Source organism: Nocardia panacis, assembly GCF_003598715.1.
Classification (GTDB): Bacteria; Actinomycetota; Actinomycetes; order Mycobacteriales; family Mycobacteriaceae; genus Nocardia; species Nocardia panacis.
Genome location: NZ_QZFU01000006.1, coordinates 158,010 through 173,710 on the forward strand (window position 1 = coordinate 158,010; position 15,701 = coordinate 173,710).

At 70.7% G+C, this 15,701-nt stretch carries 12 protein-coding genes; 6 read left to right on the forward strand and 6 right to left on the reverse strand.

What is annotated here, in order from left to right:
• Positions 1-34: 34 nt before the first annotated feature.
• Both D5S18_RS01105 and D5S18_RS01110 read right to left on the reverse strand, forming a co-directional pair.
• Positions 35-496, reverse strand: a complete 462-nt coding sequence (locus D5S18_RS01105; protein WP_120037008.1) for a MarR family winged helix-turn-helix transcriptional regulator — start codon at positions 494-496, stop codon at positions 35-37.
• A gap of 162 nt (positions 497-658) precedes the next feature.
• A complete protein-coding gene (locus D5S18_RS01110) occupies positions 659-1,081 on the reverse strand; it encodes an SRPBCC family protein (protein WP_120037010.1) in 423 nt (140 codons plus the stop codon).
• Between the two features lie 108 nt (positions 1,082-1,189).
• Here D5S18_RS01110 and D5S18_RS01115 point away from each other — a divergent pair, with 108 nt between their 5' ends.
• Positions 1,190-1,420, forward strand: coding sequence for a mycoredoxin (locus D5S18_RS01115; RefSeq protein ID WP_239003472.1), 231 nt, complete (start codon positions 1,190-1,192; stop codon positions 1,418-1,420).
• Positions 1,421-1,481: 61 nt separating this feature from the next.
• On the opposite strand, the gene nudC is transcribed toward D5S18_RS01115, so the two are convergent.
• The 4 genes from nudC to D5S18_RS01135 form a co-directional block, all read right to left on the reverse strand.
• Positions 1,482-2,375 carry an NAD(+) diphosphatase gene (gene nudC, locus D5S18_RS01120; RefSeq protein WP_120037014.1) on the reverse strand — a complete coding sequence of 298 codons (894 nt, stop codon included), beginning with the start codon at positions 2,373-2,375 and terminating at the stop codon, positions 1,482-1,484.
• Positions 2,376-2,397: 22 nt separating this feature from the next.
• Positions 2,398-3,453 carry a potassium channel family protein gene (locus tag D5S18_RS01125; RefSeq protein ID WP_120037314.1) on the reverse strand — a complete coding sequence of 352 codons (1,056 nt, stop codon included), beginning with the start codon at positions 3,451-3,453 and terminating at the stop codon, positions 2,398-2,400.
• A 97-nt stretch (positions 3,454-3,550) separates the two neighbouring features.
• The gene (locus D5S18_RS01130) at positions 3,551-7,129 is read right to left on the reverse strand and encodes an ATP-dependent helicase (RefSeq protein ID WP_120037017.1); all 3,579 of its coding nucleotides are present in this window, start codon (positions 7,127-7,129) and stop codon (positions 3,551-3,553) included.
• Entirely contained in the window at positions 7,129-10,833 is a 3,705-nt protein-coding gene (locus D5S18_RS01135; protein WP_239003455.1) for an ATP-dependent helicase, read from the reverse strand. The genes D5S18_RS01130 and D5S18_RS01135 overlap by 1 nt, the downstream gene beginning before the upstream one ends.
• A gap of 115 nt (positions 10,834-10,948) precedes the next feature.
• Here D5S18_RS01135 and D5S18_RS01140 point away from each other — a divergent pair, with 115 nt between their 5' ends.
• From D5S18_RS01140 to D5S18_RS01160, 5 genes are read left to right on the forward strand one after another with little or no spacing between them, the layout of a single operon-like run.
• Complete coding sequence (locus tag D5S18_RS01140; RefSeq protein WP_120037316.1) at positions 10,949-11,719, forward strand: alpha/beta fold hydrolase; 771 nt, start codon at positions 10,949-10,951, stop codon at positions 11,717-11,719.
• A 1-nt stretch (position 11,720) separates the two neighbouring features.
• Positions 11,721-12,026 (forward strand): MGMT family protein, encoded by a 306-nt coding sequence (locus tag D5S18_RS01145; RefSeq protein WP_120037019.1) that lies wholly within the window; start codon positions 11,721-11,723, stop codon positions 12,024-12,026.
• Positions 12,027-12,058: 32 nt separating this feature from the next.
• Complete coding sequence (locus tag D5S18_RS01150) at positions 12,059-12,808, forward strand: VOC family protein (RefSeq protein ID WP_120037021.1); 750 nt, start codon at positions 12,059-12,061, stop codon at positions 12,806-12,808.
• Between the two features lie 36 nt (positions 12,809-12,844).
• Positions 12,845-14,872, forward strand: a complete 2,028-nt coding sequence (locus D5S18_RS01155) for an NTP transferase domain-containing protein (RefSeq protein WP_239003456.1) — start codon at positions 12,845-12,847, stop codon at positions 14,870-14,872.
• Between the two features lie 43 nt (positions 14,873-14,915).
• Positions 14,916-15,674 (forward strand): methyltransferase domain-containing protein, encoded by a 759-nt coding sequence (locus D5S18_RS01160; RefSeq protein ID WP_120037023.1) that lies wholly within the window; start codon positions 14,916-14,918, stop codon positions 15,672-15,674.
• The last annotated feature ends 27 nt before the right edge of the window (positions 15,675-15,701 follow it).

The following is a 15,701-nucleotide window of genomic DNA, read 5'->3' on the forward strand; positions in this document are numbered from 1 at the left end:
TCTCCCGCCCGCCGCGGGCGGCATCGTCGGTCCGTCAGGCCCGCTCGCGCAGCAGGCGCAGGGCGGCGGCGAAGTCCGGCCCGTGCGCGCCGAGCGGTTCGAAGAATTCCCGATCGCAGTCCTCGACCGCGACGATCGCCCGATTGACCAGCGCGGCACCGGCTTCGGTTGGCGCCAGGGATTTGGCGCGGCGGTCGCTCGGGTGGTCGCGGCGTTCGATCAGACCTTTCTGTTCGAGCGCGCGCAGCACCTGGGAGGTCATCATCGGGTCGGTGGCGGCGTGTTCGGCCAGGTCGCGCTGCATGACCGGGTCCGCGGCGCGGGCGGCGAGGTAGGTCAGCGAGGCGAGCAGCACGAATTGGACGTGGGTCAGGTCGAAGGGGGCCAGGGCCGAGCGCTGGGCCGCCTGCCAGCGATTGGTCACCTGCCAGAGCAATAGTCCGCTGCTTTCGTCGGCAGCGGCGAATCCGCTGCGCAAAGCGGGGTGTTCACTCATCGTCCTCCTCGACGGGGGCTCGTACCGGAACTGTCGGCGGGAGCGGATTGCGGCATATCTCTCGACCGCGGTTCCAGCATGGCCCGCGCGATGCGGGCGTGTTCGTTCGGGGCGAGCTCGATCAGGCCGCGCCGCAGGACAATTCCCCAATTCGGTCGGTGGTCATACCGCCACCCCCGCGGCGGCCTCGACCAGCCCGTCCAGGTCGTGCTGCAGGGTTTTGGCGATATCGCCGCCGAGGATCCTGGCCCAGAGGAACGCGAGTGGACCTTCCATCGTGACGGTCACGGTGACGGTGGTGTGCTCGCCCGCGGTTTCGACGCGGTGGGCGAAGATCAGTCGCGCGCCCGGCAGCTTGGAGACGTCGATGAATTCGTCGTCGGTGAGTTTGGTGATGACGAATTTGGTCCTGGGGCCACCCTTGGGCTTGAGCACTCCGGTGGAGCCCTCGGCGAAGGGGCCATCGAGGCGTGCCCATTCGGTGTCGAGGTTCCATTCGTGCCAGGTGCCCATATCGGCCCACTTGGCGAAGAAGGCGGCGGGGGCGATGGTCGTGGTGGTCTGTGCGGTGCCGATCTGCGTCATGCATTTAGTATGCGCGCTTATTAAATGCGCTGTCAACCCCGACCTTGGAACAGTTGTGGACCCCGCGGTGTTGAACCACCCGTGACTAACGCGACCCCCGCCGTGACGATGTACTCCACCACCTGGTGCGGCTACTGCCGCAGGCTCAAGAAGCAGATGGAAGAGGCGGGCATCGGCTACGTGGAAATCGATATCGAGCAGGACCCGGCCTCGGCCGAATTCGTCGGCAGCGTGAACGGCGGCAACCACACGGTGCCGACCGTGCGGTACGCCGACGGTTCGACCGCGACCAATCCGTCACTCGCGCAGGTCAAGCAGGCACTCGCCGCGCTGAGCTGACCCGAAACATCCGTCCACGCCGCACCTTTCGTGCGGCGTGAGGCTGTGCCGGAGTCCGGGCCTAACCCTGCGCCCAAGACTCCACGATGGTGCGGGCAATGGAGATCGAGCCGGGCAGCAGCAGGCGCCGGTCCTCCCGTCGGGCCGACCAATCGCCCTCGGCCAAGGCGGCACGCACCTCGTCCCTGGTGAACCAGTACCCCTCGGCGATCTCGCCATCGGCGAAGACCAAAGGTTGTTCCGGATCGGCGACGGCCTCGAAACCGATCATCAGCGAACGCGGAAACGGCCACGGTTGACTGCCCAGGTAGTGGATATCGCGCACATCGACGCCCACCTCCTCGCGGATCTCGCGCGCCACGCACCGCTCCAGCGACTCCCCCGCCTCCACGAATCCGGCCAGCAGCGAGAACAGCGTCTCCGGCCAGGTGTGCTGGCGGGCCAGCAGCACCCGGTCGCCGCCGTCGTGCACCAGGCAGATGACGGCCGGATCGATGCGCGGGAACTCCTCCTTGCCGCCCGCGCTCAGCCGCGACCAACCGCCCTTCACCGCCGTGCTGGCCGAACCGTCGGCGGCGTGGAATCCGGCATGATCGTGCCAATTCAGCAGTGCGACCGCCGTGGTCACCAGACCCGCCACCCGATCGTCGACCGCCCTCATCGCGCGCAGATCGGCCACCTCCCCGGACAGTTCGTCCTCGCGCACCGCCCACACGTGGCTACCCGCGTCGATACCCAGGAAGACCGCCGCCGGATCCGGCTCCGCACCCAATTCGACGGCCTTGTCGAACAGCAGCGCACCCGCGCTGTAGCGGACCTGGCCGCGCCGCGTCACCCGCAGCAGTTTGGCCTCCGACCAGCCGTTCCGCAGCGCCTGCTCGTCGCCGCGCACCTCCTCGGCCCGGTCGACGACGGAACGCGAAAGCACCGGAACAGCATTCAGTTCAAAGGACACGCTTCGAGACTATCCGGCGCGACTATTTGCCGGTGCGCCGGATATAGAGCAGCTTGTCCCCCGACTCCAGCGAGTCGACCTCGGGTTCGCCCACCCGCAGCAGCAACCCCTCGCGCACCACGCCGAGCACGATATCGCCGAGATGGCGCGGCGAGCCGCCGATCTCGGCCGCCTCCACCTCGCGTTCGGCGATCGCGAAACCCGCCTCGGGGGTGAGCAGGTCCTCCATCATCTCCACCACGCTGGGGGTGGTGGTGGCCAGACCGAGCAACCTGCCCGCTGTCTCCGAGGACACCACCACCGAATCCGCGCCGGACTGGCGCAGCAGGTGGGTGTTCTCCGCCTCGCGAATCGCGACCACGATCTTGGCCTTCTTGGTGAGTTCGCGGGCGGTGAGGCTGACCAGGACGGCCGTATCGTCCCGGTTGGTCGCCACGATCACGGCGGCGGCGTTCTGGACGCCCGCCAGCCGCAACACATCCGACTGGGTGGCCGACCCGTGCACGGTGACCAGACCCGCGTTGTTCGCCACCGCCAACGCCGCCGGATCGGTGTCGACCACGACGATATCGGTGGGCCGCACCCCGTCGCCGAGCATGGCCGCGATGGCGGTGCGCCCCTTCGTCCCGTAGCCGACCACCACCGTGTGATTGCGCACCCCGCGCCTCCATCGCTGAATCTTGAACGCCTGCCTGGACCGTTCGGTCAGCACGCCGAGCGTGGTGCCGACCAGCACTATGAGGAACAGAATGCGCAGCGGCGTGATGATGACGATATTCGCCAACCGCGCCCCCGGACTGATCGGCGCGATATCGCCGTAGCCGGTCGTCGACAGCGAGACCGTCGCGTAGTAGAAGGCGTCGAGGAAACTCAACTCGTCGCCCGCGTTGTCGTGATACCCGTCGCGGCCCACGTAGACCACCAGAGCCGCGGTGAACAGCAAACCGATGGCGAACAGCACCCGGCGCATCAGCGAACGCCATGGACTGGTCCGGATCTCCGGGATCTTCAGCACACCGACCAGGGCGAAATCCGGATCTCCCGCCAAACCGAGTCGTGGCGCGCGCTCACCGAACATCGGCACCGTCCACACCCGCTGCACCCCTCGACACAGCCCGCAGCCTACCGGGTATCCGCCGAGAAACCGCTCCCGACGCGATCGGTCCGGTGTCGAATCACTCGGCGGGTGCGGAAGTTCTGATCAGTTCGGCCAACTCCCGCGGCCCCGCCAGGTGGCGCGGTGCGATGGTGCGACCGGTGCGCACGTAATGGAAGGCGGCCCCGATCTTTTCGAGCATCGATCGCTCATCGGATCCGGTGCGGGCGGCCATCAAACGCGCCCAGGCCAGCCGATAGACCGCCAACTGCACCGCCACCGCGGACTCCTCGGCCGGTTTCGGTTCCGCACCCGTCTTCCAGTCCACCACCAGCCAACCGCCGCCCGGCTCGGTGAACACCGCATCGATCCGACCGCGAATCACGGTGCCCGCCAGGGAGGTTTCGAACGGCACCTCCACCTCGATCGGCGTGCGCGTCGACCAGGCCGAATTCAGGAATGCCTCCTGCATCCGGGTCAGATCCGCGTCGGCCGCCTCGGGCGCACCGCCGTCGGCCGCGCCGGGCAGCTCATCGAAGCCGAGCAGACCGCTGGAAGCGAACCAGCGCTGCACCCATGCATGGAACGCGGTTCCCCTGCGGGCCAGCGGATTCGGCGGATACGGCAGCGGACGACGCAGGCGCGCGGCCAGTTTCGCCGGGTCGGCGCGCAATTCCACCAGGGCGGTGGCCGGGAGTTGGCCCGGCAGTTCGACTTCCCGTGCGGTGGCCTCGGCGGAGGCGAGTTCCGACAGCAGGGCGTCCACGTCGGCGGCCCAGCCTTCGGGGTCGTCGGGATTGCTGCCCGGTTGGTCGTCGAGTTCGGCCGGGCCGAAGGGGAAGTCCGGGTCCTCCGGTGGGAAATCGAGGTCAGGATCTTCGAACTCCGGTGGGTGGTCGGGATCGTCGGGCGGTTCCGGCAGGAATTCGGGGCTCAGGTCGTCGAGTCGGGTCGGATCGGATGTTTGCCGGTCCGGTTCGGTTTTGTGCGAGCGCAATTCGATGAGGGCGGCGTGAACGAGGGCAGCGCCCTGTTCGATGGGATCGCGGCGGGAACCTAGGGGGTCGCGGGGCCACTCGGCGGCGGCGGGGTTGTCGGTGAACGGGTTGACCGCGTCCGGTTCCGGGGCGTCGGCCCAGTGGTCGACGGTGAGGACGCCGGTGGCCGGGCCGTCGGGGGATTCGTTCGCCGACTTCAGTTCCAAAAGGAAATCGGACGGACCTTTGGGCGAACTACCGGATTCCGACCAGTGGTGGGCCGAAACCAGCAGGGTGCGTTCGGTTCTGGTGAGGGCGACATAGAACAGGCGGCGTTCCTCATCGATCCGGCGCACCTCCAGCGCCTCCTTGTGCGCCTTGATGGCGCGCTCCAGATCGGCACGGTCGCCGACGTCGGACAGGTCGAGGACGGGGACGCCATCGGCGGAATCCTCCTGTTGTCGGTCACCGCGCAGGCTGGTCGGCAATTCGGCCGGCGCGCCGAGCCAGGTGCCCGAGGCGGCGCCGGAGGGAAAGACGCCGCGCACCACATGCGGTACGGCCACCACCGCCCATTCCAGCCCCTTCGCGGCGTGCACGGTCAGCACCTGCACGCGGTCGCGCGCCACTTCCACCTCGCCCGGTTCCAGACCGTTCTCCACGGATTCGGCGGCGGCCAGGAAGGCCAGCAACCCGCCGAGCGAGGCGCCGGAGTCGGCCGCGTATCCGGCGACCACCTCGGCGAAGGCGTCGAGATGTTCGCGCCCCGCGCCGGTCCCGGACATGGCGCGCCTGGCCTGGGTCTCCACCCCGACGCCGATGGTGCGTTCGATATCGGCGACCAGTTCGGTCAGCGGCTGACCGCTCCGCTCGCGCAGCAGTGACAGTTCCCGACCCAGTTCCTCGATGCGCGCGTAGCCGAGGGCCGAATATTCTTCCTGCGGACCGGGATCGGCGATGGCGTCGGCCAACCCGGCCTGTTCGGCCGGTTCCGGAGCGACCTCGCGCAACGCGCCGTCCAAGGCCGCCGCGTCGGTGATCTCCGTCGTTTCCCCCGAGCGGGGTCGACCGATGGACAAATCCCTGGCGCGGCGGGCCAGCGCCGCCAGATCGGTCACGCCGATCCGCCAGCGCGCCCCGGTGAGCACCCGCATCGCGGCGCTACCCGCACCGGGCTCGGCGATCAGTCGCAGTGTGGCGAGGATATCGGCCACCTCGGGCGTGGCCAGCAGACCGCCGAGACCCACGATCTCGACCGGTAATCCCTTGGCGCGCAGGGCCTCCGCGAGCGGCGCGGCATCGGCATTGCGCCGCACCAGCACCGCGGAGGTCGGCGGCGGGTCACCCCCGAGGCGCGCGGGCGCCCACTCCGCCGCGATCCGATCGGCGACCCAATCCCGTTCCTCGGCAACGGTTTCGGTGAGCGCGAGCGCGACGATTCCCGGCCCGGCCGCCGGTTTGGCGCGCAGGGCGTCCACCGTCACCCCGCCTGCCGCCTTGGCGTTGCGCCGCAGCGGTTCCGCCACCAGATTCGCCAAAGCCAGCGCCTCGGGCGGATTGCGCCAACTGGTCAGCAGCGGCAGCGTCGGGGCGGGAACTCCAGGGGCGCTGGGGAAGTCGGTGGCGAATCGCGGCAGGTTGGCCGCCGAGGCGCCGCGCCAACCGTAGATCGACTGCATGGGATCGCCGACAGCGGTGACTGCCAAACGCGACACTTCGCCCCCAGAGGGCGAATCGTGGTCGTGCGTTGCGGGCGAACCGGATTCCACTGGACCGCCGCCGAAGAGGGCGGCAAGGAGTATGCGCTGGGCGTGTCCCGTGTCCTGGTATTCGTCGAGCAGGACCAGACGGAAGCGGCGGCGTTCGGCCGTCGCGACCTCGGGATGTTCGGCCGCGAGGCGCGCGGCCAGCGACATCTGCGCACCGAAATCCAGTGCGCCGCGCCGACGCAACGCCTCGGCCAGGCGCAGGACGAGCGGCAGCAGCGCCACCCGTTCCCGCTGGGCCTGGACGATGGCGCGCAATGTCTGACTGGGGCCGCCGCGCTGGCGCGGACCCGCGGGCAGGGTGTTGACGAGTTTGTCGAGTTCGGTGTGGGCCTCGGCGAGTTGTTCGGGCTCGACGAGGTGTTCGGCGAGTTGACCCGACAGGGCGAGCACCGCCTCGGTGACCGAGACCGGCGTGCGTTCGGTATCCAGGTCCCCGTCCCAGGTCCGCACGACCTGGTGTGCGAGTTGCCACAACTGCGTTTGCGTGAGCAGGGTCGCGGCGGGTTCGACCGGAAGCAGCAGACCGTGTTCGGAGAGCAGACGCCCCGCGTACGAGTGGTACGTGCTGATCTCCGGTTCGGCCCCGGCGAGTTGGGCGCGCAGACCGCCGGCGGGGTCGAGTTCGCGCAGCAGCGGCGATCCGGCCAGGCGGGCCAGCCGGGTCCGGATGCGAGAAGTCAACTGCTGGGCGGCCTTTCGAGTGAAGGTGAGGCCAAGCACCTCATCCGGCAGCACCAGCCGGTTGGCCACCATCCACACCACCCGCGCGGCCATGGTCTCGGTTTTCCCGGCGCCCGCGCCCGCCACCACCAGTGTCGGACCCGGTGGGGCCGCGATGACCGCGGCCTGCTCATCGGTCGGGGTGGGCAGGCCGAGTGCGTCGGCTATTCGCTGGGGGGTTACCGGTGCCACTACTCGTCGGTCACCTGCCTCCCGGTGTCGCGCACCGGGCAACTGCCCGCCACCGAACAGTGGCGACAGCCGTCATTGCGCATGGCGAGGTAGCTGGGGCCGCGGGTGGCCGCTGCCGCCTCGTGAATGGTGTCCCGCCAGGTTCGCAGCGCCGCCGCGTCCAGCGGCGCCTGCATTCGCTGCGTGGCCCCCTCTTTGCTGCTCGGTTTGGCGACATACACCAGTCGAGCACCGCCCGGTTCACCCACGATGCCGCTGCTCGGACCGGCGAATTCGTCCGCGCCGGTGGAAGATTCCTCCACTGCCTCGGCGGAATCCGCCGCGCCCGCCGCCCCCTCATCGGTTGGGTCCAGTGCGCCGAGGGCGGCGGCGACCTGGTAGGTGGCGAGTTGCGCGTGGTCGATCGCGGCCTGTTTGGTGACCGGGTTCTTGCCGGTTTTGACATCGACGATGACGAAGCGGCCGTCGCGGTCGCGTTCGAGGCGGTCGACGCGGCCCCGAATACGCACGGGCCGTTCGTCTTCCGCGCGGGCGGGCAGCACGCAGTCGACGGGGACCTCCACCCCCGCCTGGGTGAGCTCGCCTCGGGTGTTGCGCACCCAGGCCATGAAGGTCTCGAGCATGGCCTCGGTGCGGCGGCGTTCCTGGCGGGAGTGCCAGCCGGTGCTCGAATCGACCTGCGCCCAAGTGCGTTCCAGGGCCGCACGCACCTGGGCCTCGGGGACTCGGCCCGCCAGCGCCTGGACCAGCGTGTGCACCAGATTGCCTTTGACCGCGTGCGGATTGTCGCCGTCGGTGCCGCCGTTGCGCTCCAGCGCCCAGCGCAGTGGACAGGTGCGCAGCAGTTCCACCGTGGACGGGGAGAGCGCGACGGCGGATTCGTCGTCCCCCCACAGCGGTTCGGTGGAGCTGAGGTCGGCGGTGCCGTACCACTCGTCGGGGTGGGTGCCGCGCACACCCGCGTCGGCCAGTCGCGCCAACTGGTGCGCGGCGCGTCCCTTGCGCTGCGGGTCCGCCTCGGGATCGCAGACCACACCGCGCAATTCGGCCACCAGCGCGTGCATCACCAGGGCGCGACCCGGATCGAGGACGGGTATCGCACCGGCTTCGGCGGCGTCGTCGTGGCCGAGCAGTTCGGCGAGGAACCGCGACGGCACCAGATCCCGCTCCCCCGACGCGGATTCGACGGCCGTGACCAACAGTGAGCGCCGCGCTCTGCTGCACGCCACCAGCAGCAGCCTGCGTTCCTCGGCCAGGATCGGCGCGGCCCGGCTCACCCGCTCGCCCGGCGCGATGCCTGCGGTGAGGTCGATCAGGTCCTCGGTGTCGAGCAGCGTGCCCCGCGGCCGCGGATTGGGCCAGATCCCTTCCTGCACGGCGGCCACCGCCACCACATCCCACTCCCGGCCCGCCGCGGCGTGCGCGCTCAGCAGGGCCACCGCATCGCCCGGCGCGGTCAGCGGTGCGTTGTCCAGCGGAATCTCCTGCTGGACAAGGTATTCCACGAATCCGGCGATACTCGCGCGCGGCAACCGATCCACATAGGCGGCAGCGGCGTCGAAGAGGCCGACTGCGGCGTCCAAATCGCGATCGGCCTGCATCCCGCCCGCGCCACCCCGCGCCGACTGCGCGGCCCAGCGCCGCTCCAACCGCGAGGCCGTCCACAGCGCCCACAGCACATCCTCGAGCCCACCGCCGCGCTTGCGCGCCAGACGCGCCCGATCCAGCGCGCCGAGCACCCGCCGCAGCGGCGCGGCCTCCACATCGGTGAGCCCGGCGAGCACGGCGCGATTCCCCACCCCCACGAACAGATCCCGCAGAATCTCCGCCGAGGACATATCGATCAGCGGGGGTGTGGACGCATTGCCGTCGAGCCAGTCGTCCTCGGACCGCGCCTCGGCGATCCGCTCGGTCGCATGCGCCGGGTCGACGCGCGGCGCGGCGACACCGCCCGCGGTCGCGTGCTCGGCGGCGCGCGGCGCTGCCGCCGACTCGGCGAGGGTTCGATCATCACCGGAAGTCCACCCGTCGTCGATCCCGTACCAGTCCGCCTCGTCCGCGATGCGTGCGGCATCGGTGAAATACCGTTCGGGGGCTTCGGGTTCCGGTGCCGGCTCAGGATCGGGAATCGGCTCCTGATCGGGAATCAGCTCCGGTTGGGGCATTGGCGCGGCCGGATGGGTGCGCTCGAATTCCAGGACGCTGCGGCGGATTCCGCGCCGCAGCCTGCGCAGCGCGATCTGGTCGGCGCCGCCGAGCGGACCCGCCAACAGGTCCAACGCGTCCTCGGGGGTGAAGGTGTCCGGATCGCGGTCCGGGGCGAGCAGGGCGCGCAGCGCCAACAGCTGCCAGGCCGCGCCGCGACGGCGGGCCAGGGGTGTATCCAGGACCGGCTGCTGCACCGGCACTCCCGCCGCGATCAGGGCGCGGCGCAGCGGCGCCAGCGACAGCGGCACGGACCGCACGATCACCGCCATCCGCGACCACGGGACTCCCCCGGTGAGATGCGCGCGCCGCAAATGATCGGCGATCAACGCGGCCTCCTTGGCGGGCGTGGCCAAGACGCGCACCCGAACCGAGGTGCCGTCCGCCGCGGGGCGGGTATCGGCGGCAGGTGGCGCGACCCGGTGCGGCGCACTCCTCGGCAACCTCGCCGCGACCCGCGCCAGCGCCAGTTGGACGGCCGCACCCGCACGATGATTGCGCCGCAGCACGATACGTCGCTGCTCCGGGGCGCCCGGATCGGCGACGAAGCGCGAATCCGCGCCGCGAAAGGCGAAGACGGCCTGATCCGGATCACCCGCCACCACTGTGGTCGCCGACGCGCCGAGCGCGCGAATCAGCATGGCCGCCTGCGGGTCCAGATGCTGGGCGTCGTCCACCAGCAGGTAGCGGATTCGATTGCGCTCCGCCGCGAGCAGATTCGCGTCGCCCGCGAACGCGTCCAGCGCCGCGCCGACCAATTCGGCGGCGTCGAGGGCGGGCGCGGTGGCTTCGGGCGCTGTCACCCCGACCGACCAGCGCAGCAGCATGGTCTGTTCGAAGCGCAGTCCGAAGCGGCCCGCCGCGACCCATTCGGCGCGGTCGTGCTCGCGGCCGAGGCGGATCAGATCCTCCGGTCCGAGTCCGCGTTCGGTGGCGCGCAGCAGCAGGTCGCGCAATTGTTCGGCGAATCCGGTGAGGCCGAGTGCGGGCCGCAGTCGCTGCGGCCAGAGTCCGCGCGCGCCCTCGGCCATATCCGCCAGCTCGCCGCGCAGCATTTCGCGCAGTGCCGCATCCTGTTCGGCGCCGGTCAGCAAACGCGGTGGCGGATTGCCGTGCGCGGCGGCGTGTCTGCGCAGCACCGCGAAGGCGTAGGAGTGCACGGTCCGCACCAGCGGTTCGCGGGTGGCGCCGGGCACCCCGCCCGCACTCCCGGAGGCAGGGGTGAGCCGGGCGGTGACGGCATCGCGCAGTGCGCCCGCCGCCCGCTTGGAATGCGTCAGTACCAGCACCGATTCCGGATCGGCTCCGGCCGCGACGCGTCCGGCGGCCAGCTCGACCAGCAGCGCGGTCTTGCCCGTCCCCGGCCCGCCGAGCACCTGCCATGGCGACCAACCGGGACGCGGCGGACCGCCGCGCTCCAGCGCCTCGAACAGCGCGCGCACCTCGGCGCCCCAGGTCCGAGCCGGGGGTGCCGCCACACTTCGGCGAACAAGTCGCACCGCGCTATCCGATCGCACCACACGGGCTATTGCAACAGACACCTCCGACAGACCGTTCGGTCCCCCGCACCGCCCACAGCCGACCGTGCCCGAGCTCACACGCCACAATGGTGTGGTGGCTCAGCTTCATGTGCACCGATTCGGCCCCGCCGACGCGCCGACCATTCTGGCCCTGCACGGACTGACCGGGCACGGTCTGCGCTGGGCCGCGCTGGCCGAACGCCTGCCCGAATACCGGATCATCGCCCCCGACCTGCGCGGGCACGGCGCGTCGACATCGCTGCCGCCCTGGGATTTCGAGACGATCAGCGCCGACCTGCTCGAACTGGTCGAGGCCGAATCGACCGGTCCGGTGCTGCTGCTCGGCCACTCCTTCGGCGGCGCGTGCGCGCTGCACCTGCTGCGGCGCCGCCCCGATCTGGCCCACCGGCTCATCCTGCTCGACCCGGCGGTCGCGCTGGATCCGCAGATGCTCACCATGATCGCGCTGGCCTCGCTGGCCGCCCCCGACTACGCCGACCGGGACGCGGCCCGCCGCGACAAGCTGGCCACCGGCTGGGACGACGCGGATCCCCGCCTGCTCGAGGCGGAGTTGGCTCAGCATCTGGTCCCCACCGACAACGGACGGGTGGCCTGGCGCACCAACCTCGCCGCGACCACCGCCTACTGGGGTCAACTGGCCCGCCCGTTCGTCGTTCCGCCCGCGGAACTGAAAACCGTTCTGGTGCAGGCGATGCGGTCCCAACCCCCGATGGTGACCCCCGAGTTCCGCGCCGCGCTCGTCACCCACCAGGGCGCGAATCTCACGGTGTTGGAATGGGATTGCCAACACATGGTGGTGCAGTCCCATGCCGACGAGGTCGCCGCTCTGGTGCGCGGGCAGTGAGATGCCCACCTCCGACGCCGAGATCGAGCGCGTGCGCGAACTGGTCGCGCTGATCCCGCCGGGCCGGGTCGCCACCTACGGCGATATCGCCGCCGCGGCCGGACTGTCCACCCCGCGCACCGTCGGGTGGATCATGCGCACCGACGCCGCGGATCTGCCCTGGCACCGGGTGATCGGCGCGAGCGGCCGCCCCGCCGCCCATCTGGCCCACCGCCAACTGGCGCTGCTCGCCGCCGAGGGCACGCCGATCCTGGACGACCGGGTGGACCTGCGCGCGGCGCGATTCCCGTTCGCGGCGAATCCATAACGACACAGTGGGGCCGCGACTACGGTGGTGGGATGTCCACCCGTCTGGCATGCGTCGTCTTCGATGCGGACCGGCTCGGTCTGGTCGCGCGGTTCTGGGCCGACCTGCTCGGCTGGATCGTCGCGCTGGACAGACCGGATCGCATCGATATCGCGCCGTGCGATCCGGACGGGCCGGGTCCCGCGCTCACCTTCGTGCCCGCCGCGCGGGCCAAATCCGGCAAGAATCGCATCCATCCGGACCTGTCGAGCCGGTCGCTGGATCATCAGCGACTACAGGTGGATCGGGCGTTGGCGCTGGGCGCGCGGCGCATCGATATCGGACAGGGCGCGGTGCCGTGGGAGGTGCTCGCCGATCCGGAGGGCAATGAGTTCTGCGTGCTCGAACCCCGCGAGGAATATGTCGATACCGGCGCGGTGGCGGCCATTGTCGTCGATACCGGCGATCCGGTCCGGCTCGCCGAATTCTGGTCCGCCGCATCGGGTTGGCCGCTGATCCACGCCGACGGCGACACGGCGGGTCTTCGCCCGCCCACCGGGCTCGGCAGTTGGCTGGAGTTCGTCCGGAATCCGGACCGCAAATCCGGCCGCAACCGCTTGCAGTTCGATCTGTCCGCCTTTCCCGGCGATCCCGACGCGGAGGCGGCGCGGCTGTGCGCGGCGGGCGCGACGCGGATCGCGGAGGCGGGCGGCGCGCCGGGACTGGCCCTCGCCGACCCGGAAACCAACGAGTTCCGCGTGCTGCGCCCGCCGACGGCCCACTGCGCGCCGCGCAGTAACTAGCATTTGGACCATGCGGTTGCTTTCAGGGCGCGCCCGATGAGGGCAGCCGACGCCATCGTGCTGGCAGGCGGGCGGGCCAGCCGAATGGGCGGCGTGGACAAACCCGCGATCGTCATCGGCGGCCGCAGCATGCTCGACGCGGCGCTCACCGCGGTCGCGCACTGCGGGCACACCGTGGTGGTCGGACCGCACCGCCCCGAACTCGATCCCGCCATCCGGCAGGCGCGTGAGGTGCCGCCGGGGTCGGGTCCGGTGGCCGCCATCGCCGCAGGCCTCGCCGCGCTCGGCGCCGAGGCCGCGCCCCTGATCGTCGTGCTCGCCGCCGATCTGCCCTTCCTCACCGAATGGACCGTCTGCGAACTCGTCCGCCGCGCCGAGCAGACCGGCGCGGAGGCCCTCTTCGCCGCCGACGATTCCGGTCGTCCGCAGTACCTGATCGGCGTCTGGCGGCGCACCGCCCTCAAAGACGCCATGGCGCAACTGGATTCGCCGATCAATCAGCCGATGAAGGCGCTGGTCCCCACCGAGACGGTGCTGATCTCCGTCCCCGGTATCGCCGACTGCGATACCGACGAAGCGGTCCTGCGCGCCAGGGCCGCCGTCGCCACCGGCGGAAATGCGCTGGTGGACACCGAATCCCACGGTCTCCCGGTCGAGCCGGTAGCCACCGACGGTCATCGGGACCGATCCGCACCGGACTCGTCCACCGGCATTCGGCCCGAACGCGACGAATTCACCGCTTCCGGTCGCCGATCCGCACCAGAGAATCGCACCGCCGCGGCAGCAGCGGCGAACGCACCGAGCACCGCGGGCGCCAGAGTGTCCAGCGCGGGAAACGGGTCGGGCAAGCACGACCACAATGGCGCGCCCGCCGCTCCTGCGGATCCCCCGAGCGCCGACCGGCCGCCGCTTTCCCTCGACGAGGCACGAGACACGCTGCGCGCGGAACTGACCCGACTGGTCGTCTACCACGCCGAACTCCACCTCGTGCGCGGCGCGACCCTCGCCGAGCCCCTGCGCGCGGCGGGTCCGCTCCCCCGCTTCGATGTCTCGGCCATGGATGGCTACGCCGTGGCGGGCGATGGCCCATGGCGACTGCGGCGCGATATCGGATTCGCGGGTGGGCAGCGCCCCGTGGGGTTGCTCTCGGGTGAGGCGGTGCGCATCGCGACCGGCGCGCACGTTCCGGACGGCACCACCGCCGTGGTGCGCGACGAGTTCGCCAGGGTCGCGGGCGAGACCCTGTCCCGACGACCGGATACGCCGGTGCGCGACGATATCCGGCACCGCGGCGAGGACCGCAGGCCCGGCGACCTGATCGCCGACGCAGGCACCCCTATCGACGCGATGCTGATCTCGGCGGCCGCGAGCGTCGAGGTGACGGCGGCGCCGGTGCGCGGCCCGGTGCGATCGCGCCTGATCATGACCGGTGACGAGATCCGGTCGGCAGGTCCGTTGCAGACCGGGCAGACCCGCGACTCGATCGGACCGATTCTGCCGGATCTGCTGTCCCAACACGGTATTCGGACGATCGATCGAACCCACCTGCGCGACACCCCGACCGGATTCGACGAGGTGCTCGCCGCGGCGGCGGAGTGCGACCTGCTGGTGGTGGTCGGCGCGACCGGCGGCGGTGCGGCCGACCAGCTGCGCGCGGCCGTCGCGCGGGCGGGCGCGCGCATCCTGGTGCCGCGCTTGCGTTTGCGACCCGGCGGCTCGACCCTGGTCGCCGCGCTCGACGACGGGCCGGTGCTGCTCGGCCTGCCGGGCAACCCGTTCGCGGCGGTCGCCGCACTGACGGCGCTGGCCCCGGCGATCGTCGACGGACTGACCGCGCGTCGGCCGAGCCGCCCGGTGCTCGGCCCCCTACACAACGCCGCCGCGATCTCGGGTCCGGTCCCGCGCGTCGTCCCGGTGCGCGGTGCGCCGCAGGGGGGTTGGTTCGGTGATCCGAATATCCGCACCGCCCACCTCGGCGGTCTGATCGATCGCGATGGCCTGGCGGTGGTGCCGCCCGACGCGCGCGACGGCGATCCGGTCGAATTCCTGCCGCTGCGCCCCTGATTTCGGTTGCCATTCGACGAATTCCGATCCGATAATCGCTGACATGTCCGATGATTTCACGCAATTGGTGACCGAGGCCGCCGCGGCCCCGATCGACGGCTGGGATTTCGATTGGCTCGCGGGCCGGGCCTCCGAACAGCGTCCGTCCTGGGGTTATCAGCGCCTGATGAGCGAGCGACTGGCGAAAGCGGATGCGGCGCTTGATATCCAAACCGGCGGCGGCGAGGTGCTGGCGGGTGCGCCGAAATTCCCGCCGCTGCTGGCCGCCACCGAATCCTGGCCGCCGAATATCGAGCGGGCGACGCGACTGCTGCATCCGCGCGGCGCGGTGGTGGTGGCCGTCGCGCCGCAGCCGCCGCTGCCCTTCGGGGACGATGCCTTCGATCTGGTGCTCAGCAGGCATCCGATCGCGCCGTGGTGGTCGGAGATCGCGCGGGTGCTGCGCCCGTCCGGGGCTTATTTTGCCCAGCATGTCGGGCCTGCCAGCGTCTTCGAACTGGTGGAGTGGTTCATCGGCCCGCAGTCGCCTCCGGTGCGCCGTCGCCGCCATCCCGACGACGATGTGGCGGCGGCCGAGGCGGCGGGCCTGCGGGTCACCGATCTGCGGGTCGAGCGGCTGCGGGTGGAATTCCGCGATATCGGCGCGGTGGTCTACTTCCTGCGCAAGGTGCCGTGGATGGTGCCCGATTTCACCCCGGAACGCTATGGCGAAGCCTTGCGCAAGATGTATGCCGAAATCGCCGAGAACGGCCCATTCATCGCCTATTCCAGTCGATTTCTCATCGAGGCGCGAAAACCGTGACGACACGCCATTTCGGCCGGTAATTCA

Excerpts from the sequence above, each read along its gene's own strand:
- D5S18_RS01160 (WP_120037023.1), top strand. The coding sequence starts at position 14,916 with ATGTCCGATGATTTCACGCAATTGGTGACCGAGGCCGCCGCGGCCCCG.
- D5S18_RS01155 (WP_239003456.1), top strand. The coding sequence starts at position 12,845 with ATGAGGGCAGCCGACGCCATCGTGCTGGCAGGCGGGCGGGCCAGCCGA.
- D5S18_RS01110 (WP_120037010.1), bottom strand. The coding sequence starts at position 1,081 with ATGACGCAGATCGGCACCGCACAGACCACCACGACCATCGCCCCCGCC.
- D5S18_RS01145 (WP_120037019.1), top strand. The coding sequence starts at position 11,721 with ATGCCCACCTCCGACGCCGAGATCGAGCGCGTGCGCGAACTGGTCGCG.
- D5S18_RS01115 (WP_239003472.1), top strand. The coding sequence starts at position 1,190 with ATGTACTCCACCACCTGGTGCGGCTACTGCCGCAGGCTCAAGAAGCAG.
- D5S18_RS01105 (WP_120037008.1), bottom strand. The coding sequence starts at position 496 with ATGAGTGAACACCCCGCTTTGCGCAGCGGATTCGCCGCTGCCGACGAA.
- D5S18_RS01150 (WP_120037021.1), top strand. The coding sequence starts at position 12,059 with ATGTCCACCCGTCTGGCATGCGTCGTCTTCGATGCGGACCGGCTCGGT.
- D5S18_RS01125 (WP_120037314.1), bottom strand. The coding sequence starts at position 3,453 with ATGTTCGGTGAGCGCGCGCCACGACTCGGTTTGGCGGGAGATCCGGAT.